General features: G+C 66.3%; 34 protein-coding genes and 1 pseudogene. 4 read left to right on the forward strand and 31 right to left on the reverse strand.

What is annotated here, in order from left to right:
• Positions 1-21: 21 nt before the first annotated feature.
• From AC1RUS_RS18695 to AC1RUS_RS18810, 24 genes and pseudogenes are all read right to left on the reverse strand, one after another.
• Positions 22-591, reverse strand: a complete 570-nt coding sequence (locus AC1RUS_RS18695) for an adenylate kinase (protein WP_492918097.1) — start codon at positions 589-591, stop codon at positions 22-24.
• 123 nt (positions 592-714) lie between these two features.
• Complete coding sequence (secY, locus tag AC1RUS_RS18700) at positions 715-2,070, reverse strand: preprotein translocase subunit SecY (protein ID WP_492918098.1); 1,356 nt, start codon at positions 2,068-2,070, stop codon at positions 715-717.
• 195 nt (positions 2,071-2,265) lie between these two features.
• The gene (rplO, locus tag AC1RUS_RS18705) at positions 2,266-2,751 is read right to left on the reverse strand and encodes a 50S ribosomal protein L15 (RefSeq protein ID WP_492918099.1); all 486 of its coding nucleotides are present in this window, start codon (positions 2,749-2,751) and stop codon (positions 2,266-2,268) included.
• 171 nt (positions 2,752-2,922) lie between these two features.
• Entirely contained in the window at positions 2,923-3,108 is a 186-nt protein-coding gene (gene rpmD / locus AC1RUS_RS18710; RefSeq protein WP_492918100.1) for a 50S ribosomal protein L30, read from the reverse strand.
• Positions 3,109-3,111: 3 nt separating this feature from the next.
• Positions 3,112-3,717, reverse strand: coding sequence for a 30S ribosomal protein S5 (gene rpsE / locus AC1RUS_RS18715; protein ID WP_062145554.1), 606 nt, complete (start codon positions 3,715-3,717; stop codon positions 3,112-3,114).
• 10 nt (positions 3,718-3,727) lie between these two features.
• Positions 3,728-4,084 (reverse strand): 50S ribosomal protein L18, encoded by a 357-nt coding sequence (gene rplR / locus AC1RUS_RS18720; protein WP_492918101.1) that lies wholly within the window; start codon positions 4,082-4,084, stop codon positions 3,728-3,730.
• Between the two features lie 3 nt (positions 4,085-4,087).
• Positions 4,088-4,621 (reverse strand): 50S ribosomal protein L6, encoded by a 534-nt coding sequence (rplF, locus tag AC1RUS_RS18725; RefSeq protein ID WP_492918102.1) that lies wholly within the window; start codon positions 4,619-4,621, stop codon positions 4,088-4,090.
• 18 nt (positions 4,622-4,639) lie between these two features.
• Positions 4,640-5,038 carry a 30S ribosomal protein S8 gene (gene rpsH, locus AC1RUS_RS18730; RefSeq protein ID WP_062145548.1) on the reverse strand — a complete coding sequence of 133 codons (399 nt, stop codon included), beginning with the start codon at positions 5,036-5,038 and terminating at the stop codon, positions 4,640-4,642.
• A 10-nt stretch (positions 5,039-5,048) separates the two neighbouring features.
• Positions 5,049-5,354, reverse strand: coding sequence for a 30S ribosomal protein S14 (gene rpsN / locus AC1RUS_RS18735; RefSeq protein WP_035049371.1), 306 nt, complete (start codon positions 5,352-5,354; stop codon positions 5,049-5,051).
• Positions 5,355-5,375: 21 nt separating this feature from the next.
• Complete coding sequence (rplE, locus tag AC1RUS_RS18740; RefSeq protein WP_492918103.1) at positions 5,376-5,933, reverse strand: 50S ribosomal protein L5; 558 nt, start codon at positions 5,931-5,933, stop codon at positions 5,376-5,378.
• Positions 5,926-6,240 (reverse strand): 50S ribosomal protein L24, encoded by a 315-nt coding sequence (gene rplX / locus AC1RUS_RS18745; RefSeq protein ID WP_492918104.1) that lies wholly within the window; start codon positions 6,238-6,240, stop codon positions 5,926-5,928. Before rplX ends, rplE begins: the two co-directional genes overlap by 8 nt.
• Positions 6,240-6,608, reverse strand: coding sequence for a 50S ribosomal protein L14 (gene rplN, locus AC1RUS_RS18750; RefSeq protein ID WP_007662742.1), 369 nt, complete (start codon positions 6,606-6,608; stop codon positions 6,240-6,242). The genes rplX and rplN overlap by 1 nt, the downstream gene beginning before the upstream one ends.
• 18 nt (positions 6,609-6,626) lie before the next feature.
• Positions 6,627-6,866, reverse strand: coding sequence for a 30S ribosomal protein S17 (gene rpsQ / locus AC1RUS_RS18755; RefSeq protein WP_492059891.1), 240 nt, complete (start codon positions 6,864-6,866; stop codon positions 6,627-6,629).
• A 10-nt stretch (positions 6,867-6,876) separates the two neighbouring features.
• On the reverse strand, positions 6,877-7,071 hold the full coding sequence (rpmC, locus tag AC1RUS_RS18760) for a 50S ribosomal protein L29 (protein ID WP_035049361.1): 195 nt from the start codon (positions 7,069-7,071) through the stop codon (positions 6,877-6,879).
• A complete protein-coding gene (gene rplP / locus AC1RUS_RS18765; RefSeq protein WP_035049360.1) occupies positions 7,068-7,508 on the reverse strand; it encodes a 50S ribosomal protein L16 in 441 nt (146 codons plus the stop codon). The genes rpmC and rplP overlap by 4 nt, the downstream gene beginning before the upstream one ends.
• A gap of 12 nt (positions 7,509-7,520) precedes the next feature.
• Positions 7,521-8,270, reverse strand: a complete 750-nt coding sequence (gene rpsC, locus AC1RUS_RS18770; RefSeq protein ID WP_062145540.1) for a 30S ribosomal protein S3 — start codon at positions 8,268-8,270, stop codon at positions 7,521-7,523.
• Positions 8,270-8,650 (reverse strand): 50S ribosomal protein L22, encoded by a 381-nt coding sequence (rplV, locus tag AC1RUS_RS18775; RefSeq protein ID WP_012285670.1) that lies wholly within the window; start codon positions 8,648-8,650, stop codon positions 8,270-8,272. The genes rpsC and rplV overlap by 1 nt, the downstream gene beginning before the upstream one ends.
• 3 nt (positions 8,651-8,653) lie before the next feature.
• A complete protein-coding gene (rpsS, locus tag AC1RUS_RS18780) occupies positions 8,654-8,932 on the reverse strand; it encodes a 30S ribosomal protein S19 (RefSeq protein ID WP_035049354.1) in 279 nt (92 codons plus the stop codon).
• Positions 8,933-8,935: 3 nt separating this feature from the next.
• Complete coding sequence (gene rplB, locus AC1RUS_RS18785; protein WP_492918105.1) at positions 8,936-9,775, reverse strand: 50S ribosomal protein L2; 840 nt, start codon at positions 9,773-9,775, stop codon at positions 8,936-8,938.
• A gap of 4 nt (positions 9,776-9,779) precedes the next feature.
• A complete protein-coding gene (locus tag AC1RUS_RS18790; protein ID WP_132096002.1) occupies positions 9,780-10,076 on the reverse strand; it encodes a 50S ribosomal protein L23 in 297 nt (98 codons plus the stop codon).
• Positions 10,076-10,714: a 50S ribosomal protein L4 gene (gene rplD, locus AC1RUS_RS18795; RefSeq protein WP_492918106.1), complete on the reverse strand. Its 639-nt coding sequence runs from the start codon at positions 10,712-10,714 to the stop codon at positions 10,076-10,078. Before rplD ends, AC1RUS_RS18790 begins: the two co-directional genes overlap by 1 nt.
• Positions 10,714-11,478: a 50S ribosomal protein L3 gene (gene rplC / locus AC1RUS_RS18800; protein WP_492918107.1), complete on the reverse strand. Its 765-nt coding sequence runs from the start codon at positions 11,476-11,478 to the stop codon at positions 10,714-10,716. The genes rplD and rplC overlap by 1 nt, the downstream gene beginning before the upstream one ends.
• Positions 11,479-11,492: 14 nt before the next feature.
• Positions 11,493-11,801 carry a 30S ribosomal protein S10 gene (gene rpsJ, locus AC1RUS_RS18805; protein ID WP_004616952.1) on the reverse strand — a complete coding sequence of 103 codons (309 nt, stop codon included), beginning with the start codon at positions 11,799-11,801 and terminating at the stop codon, positions 11,493-11,495.
• 13 nt (positions 11,802-11,814) lie between these two features.
• Positions 11,815-12,002 (reverse strand): annotated as a pseudogene (locus tag AC1RUS_RS18810) (hypothetical protein).
• Positions 12,003-12,398: 396 nt separating this feature from the next.
• Between AC1RUS_RS18810 and AC1RUS_RS18815 the strand changes: the two are divergent.
• Positions 12,399-13,157: an outer membrane protein gene (locus tag AC1RUS_RS18815; protein ID WP_492918108.1), complete on the forward strand. Its 759-nt coding sequence runs from the start codon at positions 12,399-12,401 to the stop codon at positions 13,155-13,157.
• Between the two features lie 105 nt (positions 13,158-13,262).
• Here AC1RUS_RS18815 and AC1RUS_RS18820 read toward each other — a convergent pair whose 3' ends face one another.
• The 3 genes from AC1RUS_RS18820 to fdhD form a co-directional block, all read right to left on the reverse strand.
• On the reverse strand, positions 13,263-14,099 hold the full coding sequence (locus tag AC1RUS_RS18820) for a GIN domain-containing protein (protein ID WP_492918109.1): 837 nt from the start codon (positions 14,097-14,099) through the stop codon (positions 13,263-13,265).
• 126 nt (positions 14,100-14,225) lie between these two features.
• Positions 14,226-16,493 (reverse strand): FdhF/YdeP family oxidoreductase, encoded by a 2,268-nt coding sequence (locus AC1RUS_RS18825; RefSeq protein WP_492918110.1) that lies wholly within the window; start codon positions 16,491-16,493, stop codon positions 14,226-14,228.
• Positions 16,493-17,308 (reverse strand): formate dehydrogenase accessory sulfurtransferase FdhD, encoded by an 816-nt coding sequence (fdhD, locus tag AC1RUS_RS18830; protein ID WP_492918111.1) that lies wholly within the window; start codon positions 17,306-17,308, stop codon positions 16,493-16,495. Before fdhD ends, AC1RUS_RS18825 begins: the two co-directional genes overlap by 1 nt.
• A gap of 415 nt (positions 17,309-17,723) precedes the next feature.
• Here fdhD and AC1RUS_RS18835 point away from each other — a divergent pair, with 415 nt between their 5' ends.
• Positions 17,724-20,558: a TonB-dependent receptor plug domain-containing protein gene (locus AC1RUS_RS18835; protein ID WP_492918112.1), complete on the forward strand. Its 2,835-nt coding sequence runs from the start codon at positions 17,724-17,726 to the stop codon at positions 20,556-20,558.
• A 268-nt stretch (positions 20,559-20,826) separates the two neighbouring features.
• On the opposite strand, the gene AC1RUS_RS18840 is transcribed toward AC1RUS_RS18835, so the two are convergent.
• Together AC1RUS_RS18840 and AC1RUS_RS18845 are read right to left on the reverse strand one after the other, a co-directional pair.
• On the reverse strand, positions 20,827-21,336 hold the full coding sequence (locus tag AC1RUS_RS18840; RefSeq protein WP_492918113.1) for a hypothetical protein: 510 nt from the start codon (positions 21,334-21,336) through the stop codon (positions 20,827-20,829).
• Positions 21,337-21,338: 2 nt separating this feature from the next.
• Positions 21,339-22,526: an aspartyl/asparaginyl beta-hydroxylase domain-containing protein gene (locus AC1RUS_RS18845; RefSeq protein ID WP_492918114.1), complete on the reverse strand. Its 1,188-nt coding sequence runs from the start codon at positions 22,524-22,526 to the stop codon at positions 21,339-21,341.
• Positions 22,527-22,732: 206 nt separating this feature from the next.
• On the opposite strand from AC1RUS_RS18845, the gene AC1RUS_RS18850 reads away from it, so the two are divergent.
• Positions 22,733-24,370 (forward strand): FAD-dependent oxidoreductase, encoded by a 1,638-nt coding sequence (locus tag AC1RUS_RS18850; protein ID WP_492918115.1) that lies wholly within the window; start codon positions 22,733-22,735, stop codon positions 24,368-24,370.
• Positions 24,371-24,380: 10 nt separating this feature from the next.
• Complete coding sequence (locus tag AC1RUS_RS18855; protein ID WP_492918116.1) at positions 24,381-24,680, forward strand: UBP-type zinc finger domain-containing protein; 300 nt, start codon at positions 24,381-24,383, stop codon at positions 24,678-24,680.
• 1 nt (position 24,681) lies between these two features.
• Here the strand turns inward: AC1RUS_RS18855 and AC1RUS_RS18860 are convergent, their stop codons facing one another.
• A complete protein-coding gene (locus tag AC1RUS_RS18860) occupies positions 24,682-26,658 on the reverse strand; it encodes a DUF3857 domain-containing protein (protein WP_492918117.1) in 1,977 nt (658 codons plus the stop codon).
• Positions 26,659-26,842: 184 nt separating this feature from the next.
• A partial coding sequence (locus tag AC1RUS_RS18865) for an EF-Tu C-terminal domain-related protein (protein ID WP_200918645.1) occupies positions 26,843-26,935 on the reverse strand: 93 nt, incomplete at its 5' end.

The raw sequence follows: 26,935 nt of genomic DNA on the forward strand, positions 1-26,935 counted from the left end.
AATCAACGAATTGAAAATGTCTCACGCCGCGCCCGAGAGCGCCGCGTCGATCGAGGCGGCGACCGTTTCCACGGAAGCCATGCCGTCCAGCTCCGTGAGCTTACCCTGCTCTACATAGTAGGGCAGCAGCGGCGCGGTCTGGGCGTTGTAGGCGGCAAGCCGGGTCACGAAGACTTCGGGATTGTCGTCTGGCCGGCCCTGCTCGGCGAATCTCTTCGAGATCCGCTCCACCAAGGCTGGTTCGTCTACCTTGAGTCGGAGGACCAGGTCGATCTTCTGACCCCGGGCCGCCAGTATTTTGTCCAGCGCCTCGGCCTGGGCCACGGTGCGGGGGAAACCGTCGAAGATGGCGCCGCCGGCGGCCTCGGCCTCGGGCAGGCGGTCCTCGATCAGGGCGATGACGATCTCGTCGGTGACCAGCTCGCCGCGGTCCAGCACGCCCTTGACGCGGGCGCCCAGCTCGGAGCCGGACGCGATGGCCGCGCGCAGCATGTCGCCGGTGGAGAGTTGGACCATGCCGCGCTCGGTGACGAGCCGCTTGGCCTGGGTCCCCTTCCCCGCCGCCGGCGGTCCGAACAGGATCAAGTTCATGAATGCCCCTTCGCGCGTTGCCGAGTCTTCGCCCGGTCGTCTTCCCCGAGCAGACCTAGAGCCCGGGTGGAGAAAACGGAAGCCGGTTTTGTGACAAACCGGCTTCCGGAACGCTTCTAATGCCTAGCGGCCCTTGCCGCCTCGAAGCTTCGACTTCTTGATCAGGCCCTCGTACTGGTGCGCCAGCAGGTGGGACTGGATCTGCGCCACGGTGTCCATGGTCACGGTCACGACGATCAGCACCGAGGTGCCGCCCAGGGCGAACTGGGTGGCGCCCAGCGACGCCATCATCGCCTCGGGGATGATGCAGACGGCGGTGATGTAGGCCGCGCCGATCACCGTCAGGCGGGTGAGCACATAGTCGAGATACTCGGCCGTGCGCTTGCCCGGACGGATGCCCGGCAGGAAGCCGCCGTACTTGCGCAGGTTCTCGGCCGTCTCCTCGGGGTTGAACACCACCGAGGTGTAGAAGAACGAGAAGAAGATGATCAGGGCCGCGTACATCAGCATGAACGCCGGCTTGCCGTGCTGCAGCGCGCCCACCGTGCCGGGCAGCCAGGCCGCCCATTCGGGCAGGTTGGCCGTCGACAGGAAGCCCATGGCCGTGGTCGGCAGCAGCAGCAGGCTGGACGCGAAGATCGGCGGGATGACGCCGGCGGTGTTGATCTTCAGCGGCATGAACGAGGTGTCGCCGCCGATCATGCGGTTGCCCTGCTGGCGCTTGGGATAGTGGACCAGCAGGCGGCGCTGCGAGCGCTCGATGAAGACGATCGCCCACACGGCCGCGACGGCCAGGATCACGATCACGAACAGCGGGGTGTAGTTGCCGGCGGTCTGCGCCTGGACCAGCAGCTGGATCAGGCCCTTGGGCAGGCCCGCCACGATGCCGGCGAAGATGATCAGCGACACGCCGTTGCCGACGCCGCGGCTGGTGATCTGCTCGCCCAGCCACATCAGGAACATGGTGCCGCCGGTCAGGGCGACGACGGTCGAGGCGATGAAGAACGGAGCCGAGATGCCGTCGAACACCAGGCCAGGCTGGCTATGCAGGCCGACCGCGATCGAGAACGACTGCACGACCGCCAGGATCACCGCCAGGTAGCGGGTGTACTGATTGAGGGTCTTGCGGCCGGCTTCGCCGCCTTCCTTCTTCAGCTTTTCCCACGGCGGATACACCGAGCCCATCAGCTGCACGATGATCGACGCCGAGATGTAGGGCATGACGTTCAGCGAGAACACGGCCATGCGCTGCACGGCGCCGCCCGAGAACATGTTGAACATGCCCAGGATGCCCTTCGACTGGCCCGCGAAGGCGGCGGCGAAGGCGGCGGGGTCGATGCCGGGGATCGGCACATAGGTGCCGAGGCGGTAGACCACGAGCGCGATGATCGTGAACCAGATACGCTTATGAAGTTCGGTCGCCTTTTGGAACGACGCGAAATTCATATTGGCTGCGAGTTGTTCGGCGGCCGAGGCCATTCAATTCCCCACGACTCTTAAGATGAGCCACAAATAGGTGAGGCCCGCCGTGATGTCACGGCGAGCCTCGAAAAGAACTGTCATCCCGGCCGAACCCCGACCAAAGCCCGGGGGAAGAGCCGGGACCGCGACAAGCGCGGAGCTCCGGCGGTCCCGGTTCGGCCCGAAGGCCGTCCGGGATGACAGTCTATAGGATTAGGCTTCGGCTTCGACCTTGACCTTCTTGGTCACGGTCACCGAGCCGCCGGCGGCTTCCACGGCCTTGATGGCCGCTTCGGTCGCGGAGTAGACGGTCAGCTTCAGGGCGGTCTTGATCTCGCCCTTGCCCAGCAGCTTCACGCCGTCCAGTTCGCGACGGATCACGCCCGCGGCGATCAGCTCGGCGGCCGACAGTTCGGCGCCGGCCTTCAGCTTGCCGGCTTCGACGGCTTGTTCCAGGCGCCACAGGTTCACTTCGGCGAACTCGAGACGGAAGGGGTTGTTGAAGCCGCGCTTGGGCATGCGCATGTGCAGCGGCATCTGGCCGCCTTCGAAGCCGGCGATGGCGACGCCCGAGCGCGCCTTCTGGCCCTTCACACCGCGACCGGCGGTCTTGCCCTTGCCCGAACCCGGACCACGGCCAACGCGCATGCGGCCCTTGGTCGAACCTTCGCGCGGAGCCAGTTCATTAAGTTTGGTCATATGTGCCTCTCCTTGGAGATCTGCGCCCGGCCAGCGGCCGGACTCGGCTTGAAAGAATGGATCTCGTCCGCCGCCCTGCCCTCTGTTCCCGACGGGATCCGAGGACCGGACTTCAAACGAAAACCACCCCGGCTTTCACCGGGGTGGCGATTTCGGCGTCTCGTAGCAGAACTACTCGACGATTTCCAGCAGATGCTGGACCTTGCGGATCATGCCGCGAACCGACGGGGTGTCTTCCAGCTCGGACACGCGGCCCAGCTTGTTGAGACCCAGGCCGGCCAGCGTTTGACGCTGAACGGCGTTGCGACGGATCGGGCTGCCGGTTTGGCGAACCTTGACGGTTTTAGCTTCAGCCATGACTTAGCCCTCGATGGCGTCCGGAGCCGAAGCTCCGTCGGCGCGGCGGCCGAGAATGTCGCCGACCTTCTTGCCGCGCTTGGCGGCGATCTGGCGGGGCGACGATTGAACCTTCAGGGCCTCGAACGTGGCGCGAACCATGTTGTACGGGTTCGAGGAACCCGTCGACTTGGCCACGACGTCCTGGACGCCCAGGGTTTCGAGAACCGCGCGCATCGGACCACCGGCGATGACGCCCGTGCCGGGAGGGGCAGCGCGCATCATGACCTTGCCAGCGCCCCAACGGCCGTAGCCGTCGTGATGCAGGGTGCGCGACTCGCGGAGCGGGACGCGGACCATGGTCTTCTTGGCTTCTTCGGTCGCCTTGCGGATGGCTTCCGGCACTTCACGCGCCTTGCCATGACCGAAGCCGACGCGGCCCTTTTGGTCGCCAACGACCATCAGAGCGGCGAAGCTGAAGCGACGGCCGCCCTTCACGGTGGCGGCGACGCGGTTGATGTGGACGAGCTTTTCGACGATGTCGCTGTCGACCCGCTCTTCAGGGGCGTTGCGGTCGCGACGGTCCCGGCGAGGACCGCCTTCACCGCGCTGTTGGTCACCACGAGCCATGATGTTTCCCTTAGAAGTTCAGGCCGGCTTCGCGCGCGGCGTCAGCCAGGGCTTTCACCCGACCGTGGAAGATGTAGCCGCCGCGATCGAAGACGACGTCCTTGACGCCCTTTTCGATGGCGCGTTCGGCGACGAGCTTGCCGACGAGAGCAGCCGCGTCCTTGTCCGCGCCCTTGGTCTTGCCTTCACCTTCGAGGGTGGAGGCCTGAGCCAGGGTCACGCCGCGTTCATCATCGATGATCTGGGCGTAGATGTTCTTGGACGAACGGAAGACCGACAGACGCGGACGACCGTTGGACAGCGCCTTGAGGCGGATGCGGGTGCGCTGGGCGCGCCGCTGAGCGGATTCACGAGGAGAGAGCGCCATGGCTTACTTCTTCTTGCCTTCCTTGCGGCGAACCTTTTCGCCAGCATAGCGCACGCCTTTGCCCTTGTAGGGCTCGGGCGGACGAATGCGGCGGATTTTCGCGGCAATCTCGCCAACCGCCTGCTTATCAGCGCCGGCGATCTTGATTTCGGTCTGCTTGGGCACCGCGAAGGTGACGCCGGCAGGAGCCTCGACGTCAACGTCGTGCGAGAAACCGAGCTGGATGGAGAGCGCGGTGCCCTTCATCGCGGCGCGGTAACCAACGCCCACCAGCTCGAGGGTTTCCTCGAAGCCCGTGCTGACGCCGTGCACCATGTTGGCGACCAGTGTGCGGGACAGACCCCACATCGACTTGGCGCGCGTGGTCTCGTTCCGAGTCGCCAGGGTCAGCTCATCGCCTTCCAACTTGGCTTCGATTTCCTCGGGAACAGTCCAGGAGAGTTGACCCTTGGGGCCCTTCACCGACACCGTCTGGCCGTCGAGCGTCAGGGTGACGCCCTTGGGGATCGAGACGGCTTTCTTACCGATACGTGACATGCTCTTTCCCTCCCGCGCCTAGTAGACGCGGCAGAGGACTTCGCCACCGACATTAGCGTCGCGTGCGGCGGAGTCCGACATGACGCCCTTCGGCGTCGAAAGGATCGAGATGCCCAGGCCGTTCTTGATCGGCTTCAGGTCCTTGATCGACGAATAGACGCGGCGGCCCGGCTTGGACACGCGTGCGATCTCGGCGATCACGGGCTCACCGTCAAAGTACTTGAGCTCGATCTCGAATTCGGGGAACGCACCGGGCTTCTCGACGAGCGAGTAGCCGCGGATGTAGCCTTCGTCGGCCAGCACGTCCAGGACGCGGGCGCGCAGCTTGGAAGCCGGCGTCGCAACCTTGGCGCGCTTGCGCGTGGCGGCGTTCTTGATGCGAGCGATCAGGTCGCTCAGGGGATCGTTCATCGACATATGATCGTCCTCACCAGCTCGACTTGACGAGGCCGGGGATCTGGCCCGACGAGCCGAGCTCGCGGAGCGCGATACGGCTCATCTTCAGCTTGCGGTAATAGGCGCGCGGACGGCCCGTGACTTCGCAACGGTTACGGATGCGAACGGCAGAGGAGTTACGCGGCAGCTTCGCGAGCTTCAGACGAGCTTCGAAGCGATCCTCGAGCGGCAGGCTCTCGTCGTTGGCGATCGCCTTCAGCGCGGCGCGCTTGTCGGCGAATTGCTTGACGAGGGTCTTGACCATCTCGTTACGGTTGACGGCGCTTTTCTTGGCCATGGTGTTTTTCCCTGCCCGCTCTTAATTCGTGAACGGGAACTGGAATTCCTTCAGGAGAGCCTTGGCTTCCTGGTCGGACTTCGCAGTGGTGCAGACGATGATGTCCATGCCCCAGATCTGTTCGATCTGGTCATAGTTGATTTCCGGGAACACCAGGTGCTCCTTCAGGCCCATGGCGTAGTTGCCACGGCCGTCGAAGCTCTTGCCGTTCAGGCCGCGGAAGTCCTTCACGCGCGGCAGCGCGATCGTGACCAGGCGGTCGAGGAATTCGTACATCCGGTCCTTGCGGAGGGTCACCTTGGCGCCGACCACCATGCCTTCGCGCAGCTTGAAGCCGGCGATGGACTTACGGGCCTTGGTCGCCACCGGCTTCTGGCCGGCGATCGCCATCAGATCCTTCAGCGCGGTCTGGGCCTTCTTGGAGTCGGCCACAGCTTCGCCGATGCCCATGTTCAGGACGATCTTGTCCAGCTTGGGGATCTGCATCTCGTTGGTGTAGCCGAACTGCTCCTTCAACGCGGCGCGGATGCGCGCGCGATATTCGGACTTCAGCCGCGGCTCGTAAGCTTGATCAACCATTGATCACCTCGCCCGTGGTCTTGGCCACGCGCACCTTCTTGTCGCCTTCGATCTTGAAGCCGACGCGGGTGGGCTTGCCGTTGGAATCCACGATGGCGACGTTCGAGACGTGCAGCGCGGCTTCCTTGCTCTTGATGCCGCCTTGCGGATCGGCCTGGGTCGCCTTGGTGTGGCGTTGAACCAGGTTCACGCCTTCCACGACAACGCGGTTGTCCTTGGGAAGGACTTGGGTCACAGCGCCTTGCTTGCCCTTGTCCTTGCCAGCCAGGACGACAACGCGGTCGCCCTTCTTGATCTTGGCAGCCATTACAGCACCTCGGGGGCGAGGGAGATGATCTTCATGTGGTTCTTGGCGCGCAGTTCGCGGGGAACCGGGCCGAAGATCCGCGTGCCGACCGGCTCGCTCTGCTTGTTGACGATGACCGCAGCATTCTTGTCGAAGCGGATCAGCGAACCGTCCTTGCGCTTCATGCCTTGGTTGACACGAACGACGACGGCGCGAAGCACGTCACCCTTCTTCACGCGGCCGCGAGGAATGGCTTCCTTCACGGACACGACGATCACGTCACCGACGCTGGCGTAGCGACGACCCGCGCCACCCAGCACCTTGATGCACATGACCCGGCGAGCGCCGGAGTTGTCGGCGACTTCCAGGTTAGTTTGCATCTGGATCATGGTTTAAACCTTCCAGACTTAAGCGGAAGCCTTGGGAAGGACTTCCCAGGTCTTCAGCTTGGACTTCGGAGCGCACTCGATGATCTTGATGGATTCACCGGTCTTGTACGCGTTGACTTCGTCGTGAGCGTGGTACCGCTTGGAGCGGCGCACGATCTTCTTCAGCAGCGGGTGAACGATGGTCCGTTCAACCTTAACCACTACGGTCTTGTCGCCCTTATCGGAGACGACAACCCCTTCGAGGATACGCTTGGGCATATCGTTCTCCTTAAGCCGCGGCCTTGGCGCGCAGCACGGTCTTGATGCGGGCGATGTCCTTGCGGATCTCGCCAACGCGGTGGGTCTTTTCCACCTGACCGGTCGCCGCCTGGAAGCGCAGGTTGAACTGCTCCTTCTTGAGGCTGAGCAGTTGCTCGGCGAGCTGGTCGGGGGTCATGCCCCGGATGTCAGCAATCTTGGTCATGCCGCTTCGGCCTCCAGAGCCGCACCAGCGTCGATGCGGGTGACGACACGGGTACGGATCGGCAGCTTGGCCGCGCCGAGGCGCAGGGCTTCGCGAGCGATATCGTCCGGCACGCCGTCGATTTCGAACATGATGCGACCCGGAGCCACGCGAGCGGCCCAGTGATCGACGGCGCCCTTGCCCTTACCCATCCGGACTTCCGCGGGCTTGCCGGTGACCGGCACGTCCGGGAAGATGCGGATCCACACGCGACCTTGGCGCTTCATCTGGCGAGTGATCGCCCGACGAGCCGCTTCGATCTGGCGAGCGGTGATGCGTTCCGGCTCAACGGCCTTCAGACCGTACGAGCCGAAGTTCAGCAGGGTGCCGCCCTTGGAGACGCCATGGATGCGCCCCTTGAACTGCTTGCGGTACTTGGTTTTTTTCGGTGACAGCATAGCGCTCTATCCTTAGCCCCGATCGCGACGGCCGCGGTCGCCCCGGTCGGGACGATCGCCGCGCTCACGCCCGCCACCTTCGCCGGCCGGGCCGGATTCAGTGGCGAGACGCTTGTCGAGCGCCATCGGGTCATGCTCCAGCACTTCGCCTTTGAAGATCCAGGTCTTCACGCCGATGATGCCGTAGGTGGTCTTGGCTTCCGCGAAACCGTAGTCGATGTCGGCGCGCAGCGTGTGAAGCGGCACGCGACCTTCGCGATACCATTCCATACGGGCGATTTCAGCGCCGCCGAGGCGGCCCGACACGTTGATGCGGATGCCCTTGGCGCCAAGGCGGACGGCCGATTGGATCGACCGCTTCATGGCGCGGCGGAAGGCGATACGACGCTCGAGCTGCTGGGCGATGGACTCGGCCACCAGCTGCGCATCGGTTTCGGGCTTACGGATTTCGACGATGTTCAGGTGAACTTCGCCTTCCGTCATCACCGACAGGTCCTTGCGGAGCTTGTCGATGTCAGCGCCCTTCTTGCCGATGATGACGCCCGGACGGGCGGCATAGATCGTGACGCGGCACTTCTTGTGCGGACGCTCGATGATGATGCGCGAGACGCCGGCTTGATACAGGCGCTTCTTGAGCATCGCACGGACCGCGAGGTCCTGGTGCAGGAGCTTGCCGTACTGGTCGCCGTCGGCGAACCAACGGCTGTCCCAGGTGCGGTTTACGCCGAGCCGCAGCCCGACCGGATTGACTTTCTGACCCATCAGGCGGCCTCACCCAGTTCGCGGACCACGATGGTGATCTCGGAGAACGGCTTTTCAACGCGCGTCGCACGGCCGCGGGCGCGGGGCGAGAAGCGCTTCATCACCAGGTTCTTGCCCACATAGGCCTCGGCGACGACCAGCGAGTCGATGTCGAGGTTGTGGTTGTTCTCGGCGTTGGAGATCGCCGAGTACAGCGCCTTGCGGACGTCCTGAGCGATGCGCTTGTGGCTGAACTCAAGCTCGTTGAGAGCGCGCTGGACGTTCAGGCCACGGATGGACTGAGCGACCAGGTTCAGCTTGCGAGCGCTGGTGCGCAGGGTGCGAACCTTGCACATCGCTTCGTTGGCCGGCAGGCGGCGAGGTTGTTTAGCTTGGCTCATGGCCTACTTCCTCTTCGCCTTCTTGTCGGCGGCGTGGCCGGGGAAGTTACGGGTCGGAGCGAACTCGCCGAACTTCATGCCGACCATGTCTTCCGACACGGAGACGGGAACGTGCTTCTGGCCGTTGTGCACGCCGAACACCAGGCCGACGAACTGCGGCATGATGGTCGAACGACGCGACCAGGTCTTGATGACGTCCTTGCGGCCCGACGACAGAGCGGCGTCGGCCTTCTTCAGGAGGTACCCGTCGACAAACGGGCCTTTCCAGACGGAGCGGGTCATGGCTTAGCGGCCCTTTTTCGCTTTGTGGCGCGAACGGATGATGAACTTATCCGTGGCCTTGTTGACGCGGGTCTTGGCGCCCTTGGTCGGCTTACCAGCCGGGGTCACCGGGTGACGGCCGCCCGAGGTCCGGCCTTCACCACCACCGTGGGGGTGGTCGACCGGGTTCATGGCGACGCCGCGAACGTGCGGACGACGACCCATGTGACGAACACGACCGGCCTTGCCGAGGTTTTCGTTCATGTGGTCGGGGTTCGACACGGCGCCGACGGTGGCCATGCAGGTGTCCAGAACCATGCGCAGTTCGCCCGAGTTCAGGCGGATCTGGGCGTAGCCGGCGTCACGACCGACCAGCTGGGCGTAGGCGCCAGCCGAACGTGCGATCTGACCACCCTTGGCGGGCTTCAGCTCGACGTTGTGGATGATCGTGCCGATCGGCAGCGTGCGCAGCGGCGAGGCGTTGCCCGGCTTCACGTCGACCTTGTCGGCGGTGACGACTTCGTCGCCGGCCTTCAGGCGTTGCGGGGCCAGGATGTAGGCCAGCTCGCCGTCGCTCTGATACTTGATCAGGGCGATGAAGGCGGTGCGGTTGGGGTCGTACTCAAGACGAACGACCGTGGCCACGCCTTGCTTGCGACGCTTGAAGTCGACCAGACGGTACAGGCGCTTGGCGCCGCCGCCGCGGAAGCGGACCGCGATGCGGCCATTGCCGCCACGACCGCCCGACTTGGTCAGACCTTCGACCAGCTTCTTTTCCGGGCGGCCCTTGTGGAGCTCGCTGCGGTCGATCAGCACCAGGCCGCGTTGGCCGGGGCTGGTCGGGTTAAAGTGCTTCAAGGCCATCTGGTTAGAGCCCCGTCGTGATGTCGATCGACTGGCCTTCGGCCAGGGTCACGATGGCTTTTTTGACGTCGGAACGGCGTCCGACGATGCCACGGAAGCGCTTGGTCTTGCCCTTGGTGACCAGGGTGTTGACCTTGGTGACCTTGACCTTGAACAGCTCTTCGACGGCGGCGGCGATTTCGTCCTTGGACGCATCGGCGGCCACGCGGAAGACAACCTTGTTCTGCTCGCTGAGCAGGGTGGCCTTCTCGGTGATCACCGGCGACAGGATCGTGTCGTAGTGACGGGCGGTAGCGGCCATTACGCGGCTTCCTTCTCAGCGAAACGCGCCGAGATCGCATCCACCGCGTCCTTGGTCAGGACCAGGGTGTGGCGACGCAGCACGTCATAGACGTTCAGGCCGGCGTTCGGCAGCACGTCGATGTTCGGAATGTTGCGGGCGGCGAGCTTGAAGTTGCCGTCCACTTCCGGACCCGCGATGACCAGGGCGTTCTTCAGGCCGATCTTTTCGAAGGTGGCGCGCAGGGCGGCCGTCTTCGGATCGGTCAGAACGGCGCTGTCCAGCACGACGAGCGAGCCGGCCTTGGCCTTCGACGACAGGGCGTGACGCAGAGCCAGAGCCCGGATCTTCTTGGGAAGATCGAAGGCGTGGCTGCGGACGACCGGGCCGTGAGCCTTGGCGCCGCCGACGAACTGAGCCGCACGACGCGAGCCGTGACGAGCGCCGCCGGTGCCCTTTTGCTTGTACATCTTCTTGCTCGTACGAGAGACCTCGTTACGAACCTGAATCTTGTGGTTGCCCGAGCGGCGCTTGGCCAGCTGCCAGGTCACGACGCGCTGCAGGATGTCGCCGCGGATGTCGTCGATGCCGAAGATGGCGTCGTCGAGATCAACGGAGCCGGCCTTGCCGCCGTCCAGTTTGATGACGTCGAGTTTCATTAGCCTTCGCCCTCTTCGGTCGATGCCGCGGGGGCTTCCTCAGCGGGGGTTTCAGCAACGGCCGGAGCCTCGCCAGCCTTGCGGAAGGCGCCCGGACGCGGCAGGTCGGCCGGAGCGGCCTTCTTGATCGCGTCGCGAACCTTCACGTAGCTGCCTTCGTGGCCCGGGACGGCGCCCTTGACCAGGATGAGGCCGCGCTCGACGTCCACCTTCCAAACGGTGACGTTCAGCGTGGTGACGGTTTCCTGACCCAGGTGACCGGCCATCTTCTTGCCCGGGAACGTACGACCCGGATCCTGGCGGTTGCCGGTCGAGCCGTGCGAACGGTGCGAGACCGAAACACCGTGGGTGGCGCGGAGACCACCGAAGTTCCAGCGCTTCATGGCGCCGGCGAAACCCTTACCGACGGTGAGGCCTTGGATGTCCACCTTCTGGCCGGCGACGAAGTGGTCGGCCGTGAACTCGGCGCCAACTTCGATCAGGGCGGCTTCTTCGACGCGGAACTCGGCGACGACCCGCTTGGGTTCGACCGCGCCCTTGGCGAAGTGGCCGCGCAGGGCCTTGGAGGTGTTCTTGGGCTTCTTGGCGCCGGCGCCGAGCTGCAGGGCGGTGTAGCCGTCCTTCTCGGTGGTGCGCTGAGCCGTGACCTGGCAACCGTCGAGCGACAGGACGGTGACCGGGACGTGCTGTCCGGTTTCATCGAAGAAGCGGGTCATGCCCAGCTTCTTGGCGAGAACGCCAGTACGATTAGCGGGGAGAGTCATCTGTTCGGCCCTCCTTACAGCTTGATTTCGACGTCAACGCCGGCCGACAGGTCGAGCTTCATCAGCGCGTCCACGGTCTGCGGAGTCGGGTCAACGATGTCGAGAACGCGCTTGTGCGTACGGATCTCGAACTGCTCGCGCGACTTCTTGTCGACGTGCGGCGAACGGTTGACGGTGAATTTCTCGATAAGCGTGGGCAGGGGGATCGGGCCCCGTACCGTCGCACCCGTGCGCTTGGCCGTATTGACGATCTCGCGCGTGGAATGATCCAACACGCGGTGATCAAAGGCCTTGAGCCGGATGCGGATGTTCTGACGATCCATATCGCTCGGTTTCCTAGTGGGCTGCGCCCGCGTCTCGAACCATTTCAAAGACCAACTCGAATTCCCCGAGAGGAACTCGTACGCAGCGTCCGCAAAACAAATGACCCTCACGGTCGCCCGTGGGGGTTGATGTCCAGATATTGCGCCGAAAGGCGCTATGTCCGGGCGTCTCGCGAACCGCGTTTGAGCCCTAAAGCTCACAGCCGGTCCAACAGAGGCGCGCTTGTACGTTCCGAATCCGGTTTCGTCAAGCGCTCTGCTCGGTTCCTCGCATCTTGGTGAGATGCGACTCGTCGGGCCGGTTCTGAATAGGCGCCCTGCCCCCGCCGCGCAAGGGCGTTGTCGAGATAACGCCGGTTGGAATTTTGCGGCTGAACGCCTCGATGAAGCAAGAACGTGCGCCCGCTTGCGCGTGGGCGAAATCACCACCCATTCAAGTGTCACAAAAATGCATTGATCCGCCCGCAAGCGTCGCCGTCGGGGTTGAGGCCCGGGTCGAAGCTCCATAGATGCCGCCCCTCCCCGGCGGACTGGTGGCCCCTCCCCCACAACGACCGTCAGCGCCGGGGTTGTTTCAGTAAGGGGATTACCCACACCATGAAGACCCAACTCTTTGCAGCCGCGGCCGTCGCCGCCGTCGCCTTCGCCGCTCCGGCATTCGCCCAGCAAGTCGGTTCGGTCGGCGCTGCCGTGAACTACAGCGACATCGACAGCAAGGTCGCCAACGCCGACGGCACGTCGGTGAAGATCGACGGCTCCGTCGCCGTTCCGGTCGGCGCGGCCTGGACCGTCACCGTCAACGGCGACGTCTCTATCTCGGACAACGACATCAGCGACGAAACCGTCGCTTCGGGCGCCGCCCACCTGACCACCAAGGCCGGCGACAGCTGGCGCGTCGGCGGCTTCACCGCCCTGTCGCGTCCGAGCAACGACACCCTCTGGGCCGTCGGCGCTGAAGCCCACAAGTACCTGACCAACGTCACCCTGTCGGGCCTGGTCGCCTACGGCCAGTCGAACGACCTGGACGCCGACCTCTACGCCGTGCGCGGCGAGGCCCGCTACTTCGTCACCGACGACTTCCGTCTGGACGGCGGTCTGGGCTACTCGCGCATCGACACGGCCATCAAGGCCGACGCGTGGGACGCCTCGGTCGGCGGCGAATACAAGTTCGCCAACAGCGGTTGGTCGACCTTCGGCAAGTACACCCACACCGAGTCCGAAGACCTGGCCGACCTGAAGTCGGACGCGGTCAAGATCGGCGTGCGCTACACCTTCGGCGGCAGCCTGAAGGCGCGCGACGCGGCCGGCGCCGACCTGGCGACCGCCAGCGACCTGTTCGGCTTCGGCGTCCGCTAAACGGACCCAGCCGACGCGCTGACATGAAGAAGGCCCCGGGGCGATGCCCCGGGGCGATGCCCCGGGGCCTTCTCTCTTATATATAGAGTGTGCGGCGAACGCGGCTTAGCGGCCGATATAGACGTCGCCCGAACCAGCCACGTGCTTGCTGATCGAGCCGGTGGCCTTGGCGATGCGGACGTCGCCGGAACCGGCCACCGACACCTCGACGTCGCCGACCTCGCCGTCGAAGGTCACGTCGCCAGACCCCATGATGTTGGCCTCTAGCGAGGCGGCGCGACCGCCGCCGACCTTCACGTCGCCCGAGCCCATGATGTTGACCTCGATCTTGCCGCCGACGCTGGCCGCGCCGGCGTCGCCCGAGCCCATCAGGTTGACTTCCAGGTCGCCCGCGACGGCCTGGGTCTTGACGCTGCCCGAGCCGGCGATGCTGATCTCGGCCGAGCCGGCCGTCCCAGCGTTGACGTCGCCCGATCCGGCTTCGCTGACTTCCAGCTTGCCCTTCACGTTGGCGACGGTCCAATCGCCGCAGCCGGCGTTGGCCAGTTCCAGGCTGTCGCTGCGACCCACGCTGCCGAACACCGCGCCGCCGCCGGCGACATCGGCCTTCAGCGGGGTGCGCACGACGATCTGCGGGATGTCTTCCCACTTCACATCGCCGACGCCGCGCACCTTGATGGTGGTCTTGCCCATGTTGGTGTTGCAGCCGTGGATCTTGCGGTTCAGGTCGCCGTCGATGATCGTCTCGTCGCCGTTCTTGCGGATCTCCAGCGGCAGGCTCTTGTTGGTAGTCAGGAACTCCACCTTCACGTCGGAGCGCGCCTCGGGGATCACCACGACCCGCACGGCGGCGTCCTTGATCTTGACGGAAGGTTCGGCCGCGGCGGCGCCAGCGAAACCCAGGGCGGCCGCGCCGGCGGCCAGAATGAGAAGAGCGCGCATCGAGTATTTCCCCTGTCGGATGGCGGTGATGAGGGAAAGCTAGCGGCGGTCGGCGAACGAGACGACTTAATTCGAGGTCATGACCCGGATGTCACAAAACGGCCCCACGGCCATGCTTCCCGCTGGCTAGGCCGCGACGTGGGCCGACAGTCGCACCGGAGCCGACTTGTAGGCCGGCGTGCCGCTGCGCTGATCGTGGTCGTCCAGGGCGATCAGCACGTTGGTTTCGGGATAATAGGCCGCCAGGCAGCCGCGCGGGATGTCACGCGCCACGATGGTGAAGCCGCGCACCACCCGCCGCCCGTCTGCGTCGAAGGCGGCGGCCAGGTCGACCGCGTCGCCGGACGTCAGGCCACGCTCGGCGAGGTCGTCGGGATGGGCGAAAACCACGTCGCGCCGACCGAACACACCCCGATAGCGATCGTTGTTGCCGTAGATGGTGGTGTTGTACTGGTCGTGGCTGCGCAGGGTGGTCAGCAGCATCACGCTGGGATCGCCCTGGCGCGGATCGCCGCCCTTGGGGGCATGGACCAGGAAGTTGGCCTTGCCCGAGGCGGTCTTCCACACCCGCTCTGACGGCGGCACCGGCAGGCGGAAGCCGCCCGGAATGCGGATGCGCTCATTATAGTTGTCGAAGGCGGTTGGGAACACGCGGGCGATCAGGTCGCGGATGCGATCGTAGTCGCCGACCAGGCCCAGCCAGTCGATCAGCGCATCCTCGCCCAAAGCGGCGCGGGCGATGCCGGCGACGATGGCGGGCTCGGACTTCAGGTGTTCCGAGGCCGGCTGGTTCAGACCCTTGGAGGCATGCACCATCGACATCGAGTCCTCGACCGTCACCGCCTGGCGTCCGCCGGCCTGGACGTCGATCTCGGTGCGGCCCAGGCACGGCAATAGAAGGCTCTCCTTGCCGACCAGCAGGTGGGTGCGGTTGGGCTTGGTGGCGATGTGGACCGCCAGGTCCAGCTTGCGCATGGCCGCGAAGGTGCGCACCGGATCGGGCGCGGCGACGGCGAAGTTGCCCCCAAGCCCGACGAAGACCTTGGCCTCGCCGCGTTCCAGCGCCTCGATGGTCTCGACGACGGTGTGGCCATGCTCGCGCGGCGGCTCGAAGCCGAAGACGTCGCGGATCGAGTCCAGCAGGGCCGCCGACGGCTTCTCGGCGATGCCGACCGTGCGATTGCCCTGAACGTTGGAGTGGCCCCGCAGCGGACAGATCCCCGCCCCCGGCCGACCGATATTGCCGCGCAGCAGCAGCAGGTTGACCAGCTGCTGCACCGCGCCCGAAGAGTCCCGATGTTGGGTCAGGCCCATGCCGTAGCAGAGGATCGCCGCCTTCGAGCGCGCATAAACGCCGGCGGCTTCCTCGATCCGCTCGCGGGACAAACCGGAGCCGGCTTCGATCTCGTCCCAGGTGATGGCGTCCAGCGCCTCGACCAGGCGTTCGAAGCCGGCGGTGTGCTCGTCGATGAAGGCGCGGTCCACGGCCTGCAGGGCCAGCACCGACTTCATCATGCCCTGCACCAGCAAGGCGTCGCCGCCGACCGTCACCTGGTAGTAGGCCGAGGCGATCGGGGTCGAGGACAGGGTCGCCATCTCGACCGGGTCCTGCGGCGAGGCGAACTTCTCCAGCGCCCGTTCGCGCAGCGGGTTGAACGCCAGGATCGTCGCGCCGCGCCGCGAGGCCTCGCGCAGGGTGGCCATCATCCGGGGGTGATTGGTGCCGGGGTTGTGGCCAAAGCACATGATCAGGTCGGCGTGGTCGAAGTCCTCCAACGTGACCGAACCCTTGCCCATGCCGATTGAGTCCGGCAGGCCGACGCTGGTCGGCTCGTGGCACATGTTCGAGCAGTCGGGGAAATTGTTGGTCCCGAACCGCCGGCCCAGCAGCTGGTACAGGAACGCCGCCTCGTTGGAGGCCCGGCCCGAGGCGTAGAACTCGGCCTGGTTCGGATGGTCCAGCGCCTTCAGCCCCGCGCCGGCCCGCGCGAAGACCTCGTCCCAGCCGATCGGCAGATAGCGGTCGCTGGCGGCGTCATAGGCCATGGGCTCGGTCAGCCGGCCCAGATCCTCGATCGCGTGGTCACTCCAGGTCAGCAGTTCGCTGACGGTGTGTTTGGCGAAGACCTCGGGCGTGGCGCGCTTGCTGGTCGCCTCCCAGGCCACGGCCTTGGCGCCGTTCTCACAGAACTCGAACGAGCTGGTGTGTTTGGGATCGGGCCAGGCGCAGCCGGGGCAGTCGAAGCCCTCGGGCTGGTTGGCCGACATCAGGGTCTTGCCGCCCTCGATGATCGTGGCCTGATCGCTCAAGGCGCCGGCCACCGCCTTCAGCGCGCCCCAGCCGCCGGCGGGACCGTCGTACTTATGCACACCCCGAATCTTCGGATCGGACATCAGGCGATCTCCAGCTCGACTTCGACCAGACGGTCGGCGCGGGTGAACACCATGTGGCCGTCCGAGCGGGCCAGGGCCACCAGGGTCAGCCCCGCCTCCTCGGCCTTGCGGATCGCCAGCTCGGTCGGGGCCGAGACCGCCACCAGCACCGGGCAGCCGATGCGCACCGCCTTCTCGACCATCTCGAACGAGCAACGGCTGGTGACCAGCAGGACGCCGTCGACGGCGTTCAGGCCAGACGCCGCCATCGCGCCGGCCAGCTTGTCGAGGGCGTTGTGCCGGCCGACGTCCTCGCGGACCAGCAGGATGCGCCCTTCCTTATCGGCGAAGGCGGCAGCGTGGGTGGCGCGGGTCAGGCGGCCCAGGACCTGGCTCTCGGCCAAGGCGTCCAGCGCCCGTTGCACCGCCTGGTGCGAGATCGCGCGTCCGTCCGCCACCGGCGGCAGCGGCCTAACGGCGTCGGCCAGGCGCTGGACGCCGCACAGCCCGCAACTGGAGCGCCCTTCCAGGGTTCGCGGCCGAGCCTTGCGCGGCGCTGCTTCGGGCTTCAGGCGCACATCGACCAGAAGGCCTAACTCGGCGCTCTGGACCTCGATTCCGAGAATATCGTCGGCGACCGCGATCGCCTCGGTCAGGGTGAAGCCCCGCGCCAGATCCTCGACATCGGCGGGCGTGGCCATCAGCACGGTGTGGGGGCGGCCGTTGAACGACAGGCCGACGGCGACCTCGTCCGGAACGGCGCGCTCGATCGTCCGCGACGTCGCGGCGGAGCTCCACTGCAAGGCGGGGCGGGTCTGGGCGATGCGGTGCGGCATGCCCGCCACCCTATCCCCTGGGTCGCGCCCTCGCCACGCCAATTAGGGCCACGCACTGTGGCGCGCTGGCCACGCTGAAATCGCTCTCCAGCGTTGCCGAAAAACTCAAAGACCATGGTTACGCGACAAAGACGAGATCAAAGGCGGTGAAAAATATCCAATTCTCTCGGATTGTGTAATCACGAAAACAAAATGCCGGCACCGCCACTATGACAGAGATTTCACGTTTTCCGCCGATACCTTTTCATCACATTTGAGAAACGAAGTCATTTCATCCCTTTCAGCAGGCGAAATTCATTTCGCACATGCGCTCCATCGCGGAAACGCGAAGGAGAATACTTGGGGATGTTAAATGACTAGAATTCAGTACCTACGTGGGGTATCGGCGCTAGCCGTCATTTTGTCGGGCGCGCCCATGGTCGCCCTGGCCCAGACCTCCGACGCGGTCGAGGAGATCGTCGTCACCGGCTCGCGGATTCCGCAGCCGAACATGAGCAGCATCAGCCCGGTGACCCAGATCACCGCCCAGGACATCAAGGCCCAGGGCGTCACCCGCGTCGAGGACATGATCAACGCCCTGCCCCAGGCCTTCGCGGCCCAGGGCGCCAATATCTCCAACGGCGCCACCGGCACCGCCACGGTCAATCTTCGCGGGCTGGGGGCCTCGCGGACGCTGGTGCTGATCGACGGCCGCCGCATGACGCCCGGGAGCCCCGTGGCCCCTGCCGCCGACCTGAACTTCATCCCGTCGTCGCTGGTCTCGCGCGTCGAAGTGAACACCGGCGGCGCCTCGGCGGTGTACGGTTCGGACGCCGTCGCGGGCGTCGTCAACTTCATCATGCAGCGCAATTTCGAAGGCGTGCGGATCGACGCTCAGTACAGCGGCTATCAACACAGAAACGAGAACGTTAACGCCAAGAACGCCAACAACGCCAAGGGCTTCACCCTGCCCGACGGCACGGTCTGGGACGGCGAAGCCGCCGAGGTCAGCCTGGTGTTCGGCGTCAACAGCCCGGACGGCAAGGGCAACATCACCGCCTATGGCACCTATCGCGAGGTGCAGGCCGTGCTGGAAGGCAACCGCGACTACAGCGCCTGCACCTTCAACTCGGGCAGCGTCTTCACCTGCGGCGGCTCGGGCACCTCGAACCCCGCCCGCGTCGGCAGCTACGTGGTGTCAGGCAACACCTTCCGCACCCGCACCGCCAACGACGTCTACAATTACGGTCCGACCAACTACTACCAGCGTCCCGACAAGCGCGTGACCCTGGGTGCGTTCAGCCACTACGAACTGACCCCGTGGCTGGAAGCCTATAGCGACCTGATGTTCATGGACGACCACTCGGTCGCCCAGATCGCGCCGGGCGGCATCTTCGCCGGCTCCTACAGCATCAACTGCGACAATCCGCTGATGACGGCGGCCCAGCAGACCCAGCTGTGCGGCACGGCGGCCGGCACCTCGGCCCTGAAGACCGTCACGGTCGCCCGCCGCAACGTCGAGGGCGGCGGTCGCCAGAGCGACATCCGCCACACCTCGTACCGCGCCGTGGTCGGCGGTCGCGGCGACATCGGCAAGAACTGGACCTACGACGCCTACGCCCAGTACGGCACCACGACCTACAGCCAGTCGACCCTGGGCTACTTCATGACCACGCGCATCAACAACGCGCTGATCGCCAAGAAGGACGCCAGCGGCAACATCGTCTGTCAGTCGGTCATCGACGGCACTGATCCGTCCTGCGTGCCCTACAACATCTTCTCGGAAGGCGGCGTCACCCAGGCGCAGCTGAACTACCTGCAGGTGGCGGGCACCGAGAAGGGCACGACCTCGCAGCACGTCGCCAACTTCTCGATGACCGGCCTGCTGGGCGACTACGGCGTCAGGAGCCCCTGGGCCAAGGACGGCGTCGGCGTGGCGTTCGGCGCGGAATATCGCCGGGAAAGCCTGCAGTACCAGGCCGACTACCTGCTGACCGAAGGCCTGCTCAGCGGCACCGGCGGCGCCTCACCGGCGGTGAACGGCTCGTTCAACGTGGCCGAGGTGTTCGGCGAAGCGCGCATCCCGCTGGTGCAGGACAAGCCGTTCGTCGAAGACCTGCAGATGGAGCTGGGTTACCGCTACTCGAACTACTCGACCGTGGGCGGCACCGACACCTACAAGGTCGGCTTCGACTATTCGCCGATCACCGACGTTCGATTCCGCGCCAGCTACAACCGCGCGGTCCGGGCGCCCAGCATCCTGGAACTGTACAGCGCCCAGAGCGTGGCGCTGGACGGCACCACCGATCCTTGCGCCGGCCTGACGGCGACGAGCACCCTGGTCGCCACCTGCGCCAAGGCCTTCGGCCTGACCACGGCCCAGGTGCTGGCCATCGAGCCCAACTCGGCCGCCCAGTACAACGGCCTGAACGGCGGCAACCCGGACCTGGCGCCGGAAACCAGCGACACCGTCAGCTACGGCGTCGTGCTGCGTCCGTCCTTCGCGCCCGGCCTGAGCATCACCGCCGACTACTTCCACATCAAGGTCGAGGATTACATCTCGACCGTGGGCGCAGACACGATCATCTCGCGCTGCCTGGACACGCTGGACAGCAAGTACTGCAGCCTGGTGCACCGCGACTCCGAGGGTTCGCTGTGGCTGTCGTCCAAGGGGTACGTCACCGACACGACGCTCAACACCGGCTCGCTGGACACGTCGGGCATCGACTTCGAGGTCAACTACAGCACGGATCTCGAGACCTTCGGCCTGGCCGGCTGGGGTCGCGGCTCGGTGAACTTTGTCGGCACCAAGCTGAACACCTTGAAGACCCAGCCGCTGCCGGAAGACGCCGCCTATGACTGCGCCGGCTATTTCGGCACCCAGTGCGGCGTGCCCAATCCGGAGTGGCGCCACAAGCTGCGCACCACCTGGACCACGCCGTGGAAGGACATCGCGTTCTCGGCCCAGTGGCGCTACATCGGCGGCGTGGACGTCGACGCCTCGTCTAGCGATCCGACGCTGCACAATGACAGCCTGATCTTCGAGACCGACAAGCGCCTGAAGAGCCGCAGCTATATCGACCTGTCGTCCAGCTTCAGCGTGCGCGACGTCTACAAGATCAATATCGGCATCAACAACGTCTTCGATATCGATCCGCCCCTGGTCGGCGGCAGCAACTGCCCGTCCGGCTCGTGCAACGGCAACACCTACTCCCAGGTCTATGACACCCTGGGCCGTTACGGCTTCATGCGCCTGTCGCGGGAATTCTAAGGACACGATGCTGGCTGCTGCGTCGGCCAGCATCGACACCCCGGCGGCGCGAGCCGTCGGGGGCTGGAGAAGAAACGGCGGGCCCCTTGGGTCCGCCGTTTTTCGTTCGCGAGGGCTAGAGCGGATCGATATTCAGCGGCTTTGCGTGGTCCTCGTCCTTCGACAGGCTCAGGATGAGGGCCAATGCGCAGGCCATGCAGTCGAAAACCTCATCCTGAGCTTGTCGAAGGCGAGGTTTTCGTATCTCCGCCCCGTATGCCGACACGCCCTAGAGGTCGCGGTGGGCCTTCACCGGCGGACGGCCGCCGATCTTGATCCAGTAGCTGCCGACCGCGCCGCGCGTGATCCGCACGCCCTCGCCGGCCTTCACGCCGGGCTGCGGCGCACCGGAGATCTGCCGCCAGACCGATCCGTCGGCGAGTTCGAACCGCCCGAAGCCCTCGCCCGGCAAGGCGCGGACGCTCTTCAGCACCCCGTCCAGGGCCTCCAACGGCTTGCCTTCGCCGGTGGCGTCAAGAAACGCCAGGCGGGGCAGGCCCAGGCCGAAGGTGTCGCGGCGGGCCGCCTCGGCCTGGGCCTGGTCGATCACCACGACGCCGCCCCGCCGCGACGCCGCATCCAGCCGTTCGGACGCCGCCTCGAAACAGGCCAGCCGCGCCTCGGCGGCTTCTACCGCGCGACAGGCGACCACGTCGGCGATCAGCGGCGAAACGGCCTTCGGCGCGGCCGCCGCGCTGATGGGCAAGGCGACCAGCGCCGCAGCCAAGGCTCGAAGCATGGTCAAACCCGTCGTTTCAGCATGGGCGGCTCGCCGCGGTAATAGGCCTTGCGCGCGGCCATGATCGTCGAAATCCGCTCGCGTTCCTGCGCGGTCAGCAGCGGGTTCCAGACGTCGAAGATCAGGATCACCCGCGTCTCGTCGGCCTCGTTCCAGGCCTCGTGCTCGATGGTGTCGTCGAACACCCAGGCCTCGCCCAGGCGCCAGTCGCGGGTCTCGTTGCCGACCCGGAAGCGCGCCGGCCCCGGCAGGATCAGCGGCAGGTGGACCAGCGACCGCACATTGGTCGATCCCGTGTGGGGCGGGATATGCGCGCCGGGCCGCAAAGCGGAGAACACCGCCGTCGGCGCGAAGCCGGGCTGGTCGGCCATCGGCAGGTCGGCCAACAGCGCCGCCGTCCCCGGGCACAGCGCCAGGGCGTCCTCCTGGGCCTTGCCGTCCTTCCACAGCCAGAACGAGGTCCACTGATCGGAGTGGTTCAGCTCCGCCCACTGGTTGACCGGCGCGCCGGGCGGCAGGTCGATATAGGGCGCGAAGGCGTCCAGCCGCGCGCGCCACAGGGCCAGCAGCTCCTCGCGGATCATGTCCGTGGCCGCCTCCAGGCGTGGCAGCCAGGCAAAGTGCGACCGGTCCAGGAACGGGATGGCCGGCAGGCGCGGATAGTGCAGCAGCAGGGGCTGGGCCGGCTGCGGCGTCAGCCGCCCGGACAGGATGCCCAGCCCCTCCGCGAACCGCCGCGAGGCCTCGGACTCGGCCATGGCCGGAACGCCCGCCAGGCTGGCGCGCAGAAAATCGTCCATGGCCTCGACGTCGCGGGCGATCGCGGCCCTGGCCCGGGCCAGGGGCGAGACCAGGCTGGGCGGAATCTCGGCCGGCGCGGCCGCCACCGCGTCGCGATAGATCTGGGCGGCGGCGCGCGGCAGTCCTTCCCGCTCCAGGATCGCGCCTTTCGACAGCAAGGCGACGAAGCAATAGGGATCAATGGCCAGGGCCGCGTCCAGCGCCTCGAGCGCGGCTTCCGACCGGCCCGACAGCCTGAGCGCCAGGGCCAGCTGCAGCTTAATCTCCAGGCTCCCGGGAGCGTCGCGGTCGGCGGCCAGCAGCAGCGTCTCGGCCGCGCGCGGATCGCCGCGTTGGAGGGCCTCGCCGGCCCCGTCGAGCGCCGCGCGCACGGCGACCTGCTGGTTCATTCCGCTTCCTCGCACCCGCCGATCGGTCGACGGCGAGCAGCGATCAAAGAACAGTCAGATGAGCGCGATATTTCAGGTCGGATATCGGGTGAAATCCCAAGGCCGCGCGTCGCCGCGTTTTGCGCCCTGCCGCAAGGTCAGGAACGTGCAAGACTTGAGATCGCGGAACATGGCCGATCACCGCGCCAGGAGCTTTGAGTTCGCGTATGACGACATCGACCTTCGACACCCGCCGCGACCAGATGTTCCCCGTCCTGGACGAGGAGCAGATCGCGCGCCTGAAGCGGTTCGGCCAGCCGCTGAGCTTCGCGGCCGGCGACAGCCTGGCGCGCGCCGGCGAGGTCGGGCCCGGGCTGTATGTCGTGCTGGCGGGGCGGATCGACATCTCGCGGCGCGACGAGCACGGACGCGCCCACACCATCATCGAGCACGATCCCGGCCAGTTCGTCGGCGAGATCGCCCAGCTGTCGGGCCGCCCGGCCCTGGTCGACGTCACGGCCCTGACCGACGTCGAGGTGCTGCTGATCGCGCCCGAACGCCTGCGTGCGGTGCTGATCGCCGAGGCCGAGCTGGGCGAGAAGATCATGCGCGCCCTGATCCTGCGCCGGGTCAGCCTGATCGAGACCGGGGCCGGCGGCCCCATCATCATTGGCCGCGCCGCCGACGCAGAGGTCATCCGGCTGAGCGGATTCCTGGCCCGCAACGGCCACCCGTTCCAGCAGCTGGACCCCGAGACGGTCAGCTGCGCCCAAGTGCTGATCGACCGCTTCGAGGTCGACGAGAACGAGCTGCCGATCGTCTTGTGCCCGAACGGCCAGATGCTGCGCCATCCGTCCAATCGCGAGCTGGCCCGCTGCATCGGCCTGGTCGGCCGGGTCGATCCCGACCGCCTCTATGATGTGGCCGTGGTCGGCGCCGGTCCCGCCGGCCTGGCCACCGCGGTCTATGCCGCGTCCGAGGGCCTTTCGGTTCTGGTGCTGGACACCCGCGCCTTCGGCGGCCAGGCCGGAGCCTCGGCGCGGATCGAGAACTACCTGGGCTTCCCGACCGGCGTGTCGGGCATGGCCCTGATGGGCCGAGCCTATAACCAGGCCCAGAAGTTCGGGGCCGAGATGGCCATTCCCGACGAGGTCGCCACCCTCGACTGCGAGGGTCACACCGACCGATACCGCCTGATCCTGGGGCCGGACGAAACCACCCAGGCCAAGACCGTGGTGATCGCCAGCGGCGCGCGCTACCGCCGGCTGGAGGTCGCCGACCTCGACCGCTTCGAGGGCAGCAGCGTCCACTACTGGGCCTCGCCGCTGGAGGCCAAGCTGTGCGCGGGCCAGGAAGTGGTGCTGGTCGGGGCCGGCAATTCGGCGGGTCAGGCGGCGGTCTATCTGGCCGCCCAGGTGGCCAAGGTCTGGATGATCGTGCGCGGCCCCAGCCTGGCCGCCAGCATGTCCCGCTACCTGATCGACCGCATCGAGAGCCTGCCCAATATCGAGGTCGTGGTCCGCAGCGAGGTCACCGAGCTGAAGGGCGAGGCCGGCTGCCTGGACGAGGTGGCCTGGCGCACTCTCGATGGCGGCCAGGAGACCCGCCGGCCGATCCGCCACCTCTTCCTATTCATCGGCGCCACGCCCAACACCCACTGGCTGGCCGACTGCCATGTCGAGCTCGACAACCACGGCTTCGTCCGCACCGGGACCGAGCTTGGCCAGCCCCTGCTGCAGACCAGCCTGCCGGGTGTGTTCGCGATCGGCGACGTCCGGGCCGGCTCGGTCAAGCGCGTCGCCGCCGCCGTCGGCGAAGGCGCCCAGGTGGTCGCCGCCATCCACGCCTATCTGGCGGAAGCCTAGAGAGCCAGCCATGCCCTGCACGCACGGAAACGCCATCCACACCGTCACGCCCGGCGCCAAGGGCTGCGAGGAGTGCCTGAGGACCGGCTCGGGCTGGGTGCACCTGCGCCTCTGCCGGACCTGCGGTCATGTCGGCTGCTGCGACCAGTCGCCCGGCAAGCACGCCACCGCCCACTTCCACGCGACCAAGCACCCGATCATCGAAGGTTATGACCCGCCCGAGGGCTGGGGCTGGTGCTTCGTCGACGAGCTCTTTCTGGAGCTGGACGACCAGACGCCGCAGGTCGGCCCGATACCGCGCTTCGTCTAGGTCAGGACGCCGTCGTCATCATCCGCATCGCCTGGGCTGCGATGATGATCAGGACCCAGATGCCAAAGAAGATCAGCCGGCGATCCACGCCCGCAACCTTCGGCTGCTCCGCGACGAGATTGTCGGTCAGCTGAAGGGCCGAGGAGCCCAGCGCGCCTTCGCGCAGATCGAAGAAGGCGTCCGCCTCGCTGGCCGGCAGGTGCCGCTTCGACACGTTGACGCCGCGCAGCAGGCGGTACGATCGATCCGCCAGGGTCTCGAACTTGGAGCTGGCGCGCACGCCGCTCATCTCGAACACGTCCGACCAGCTGGACACGTTGAACGGCTTGGCGGTCTTGATCAGGGTCTCCACCGACACCGAACGCGGCGCGCCCAGGTCGATCGGGTGCTTGCGGTCGATCGAGCGCTGGGTGGTCAGGTGCGGCGCGAACAGATCGTCCAGCGTCGTGAACCTCACCCGCGTCCCCTCAAGCGTCTCCCAGGCCCGCGCCAGGGTGTAGTGCTCGGTGATCCGCACCTCGTTCTTGCCCAGATCGTCGGCCGTCTCCATCGGCGCGATCTCGGTCACCCGGCCATAGGACCGCTCGTAATAATCCCGATAGCTCTGGGCCAGCGCCGCGGGGCCTTCGTTGTCGAGGCGGCGGCGCATGTCGTCGGCCCGCCAGCCGCGATAAACGGCCTCGACCCGAAGCGTGCTCTCGCCGTCCGGCGCGGCGCCCAGGTCGAAGGTCTCCTTCACGTCGCAGACCGGGGTGGCGGTGTCCTCGCCCATCGATTCCAGGCTCGCTTCGGCCGTCAGCGGCAGCGCCCAGCCGTAGCGGGGCTGTGACAGCACCTCCAGCACGCCGCCCTGCGGATAGCGCGTCGGCTCCAGCCAGTACGATTTGCCGTCTAGCCGGGCCCGCACGATGCAGTGGTTGAAGGCCGAGACGTTGGGCGCGTCCTGGTCCAGCTCCGCGCCCTTGACGGTGTGGACCAGGGCCGGATCGGCCTCGACGCCCAACCGGCGCAGCAGCGCGGTGAGCAGGCGCGAGGAGTCCTTGCAGTCGCCGGCCCGCGTCGCCCAGATGCGCTCGATCGGGCGCGGCACGAAACCGCCATCGCCCAGGCTGACGGAGTGATAGCGCAGCGAGCCTTGTACGAGGCGCAGGGCTTCGACCACGCGCACGGCGGGATCGGCCGAGGCGGTCTCGATGCGGACGGCCTCGGCCTCGAGGTCGTCGGGCAAGCGCGGCGGCGAGGCGTAGCCGCCGGCGAAGACGGCCGCCACCTGGTTCCAGGTCATGGCGTCGGCGATCCGCAGCAGGGGCTGGATCCGCACCCAGCCAGGCGTGTCGGCTTCGGACCGGAAGGGCGCGGTGTCGCGCGAGATCCAGACCCGATCGATACTGCCATCGGCCAGCACGCGGCGATCTTCCTTGGGCGGATCACGCCAGGCGCGGGTGACGATCTGACGGCGGGCGTCGGTGAGCAGCCGCACCTTGGTCTCGCCCACCCAGCAGCCCCACTGGAAACAGACCTCGCAGGCGAACAGCCCCTTCAGCGCTGGGTGCAGCCCGCTCAGCGTGTAGCCATAGTCGACGATGTCGCCAATCCGCAGGTCGGGCACGACGACGTGGGCGGTCAGGCGGCCGTCGTACATCGCCCGCTCCAGGTCCCGCTCGCGGCGAAAGACGCTGATCAGGGCCGGGATATCGAGTTCTCGGACCGTGTCGCCGCGCAGCACCCGGATGTGGTGGAGACTGAGCTGCTCGTACGAGGGCTCGAAGTCGATACTGATCTGGGCGGTCGGCTGCAAACCGTCGGAACTGACCACCTCGGTGATCACCCGCGTCATCCAATCGTGGCCGCTTCGCAGGTCGACCTGATTGTCGGAAAGCCAAAACCGGCGACCGCCGTCCACGCTGCCGTCCGGCGCGGTCGCCGGGCGAGTGAACTCCGAAACCTCGACCCAATCGCCGACGGGCCCAAAACCCACGGGTCCTGGTCCCTCTCCCTCACCGTACACGCCCGTCCCCCGAACTCACGACTACAGCTTGAGATAGCAGCATGCCACGGCACAGCTTACAACCAGATTGCAGCCGTCGATCGCCCAAAGCAAAAGGCCCCGGAGTTTCCCCCGGGGCCTTCGCAATAGTCAGCTTATCGCTGGGATCGATCGACTACTCGACGATCTTCGCGACGACGCCGGCGCCGACGGTGCGGCCGCCTTCGCGGATGGCGAAGCGCAGGCCTTGGTCCATGGCGATCGGGGT

This window comes from Caulobacter sp. GW821-FHT10F06, from assembly GCF_058809215.1.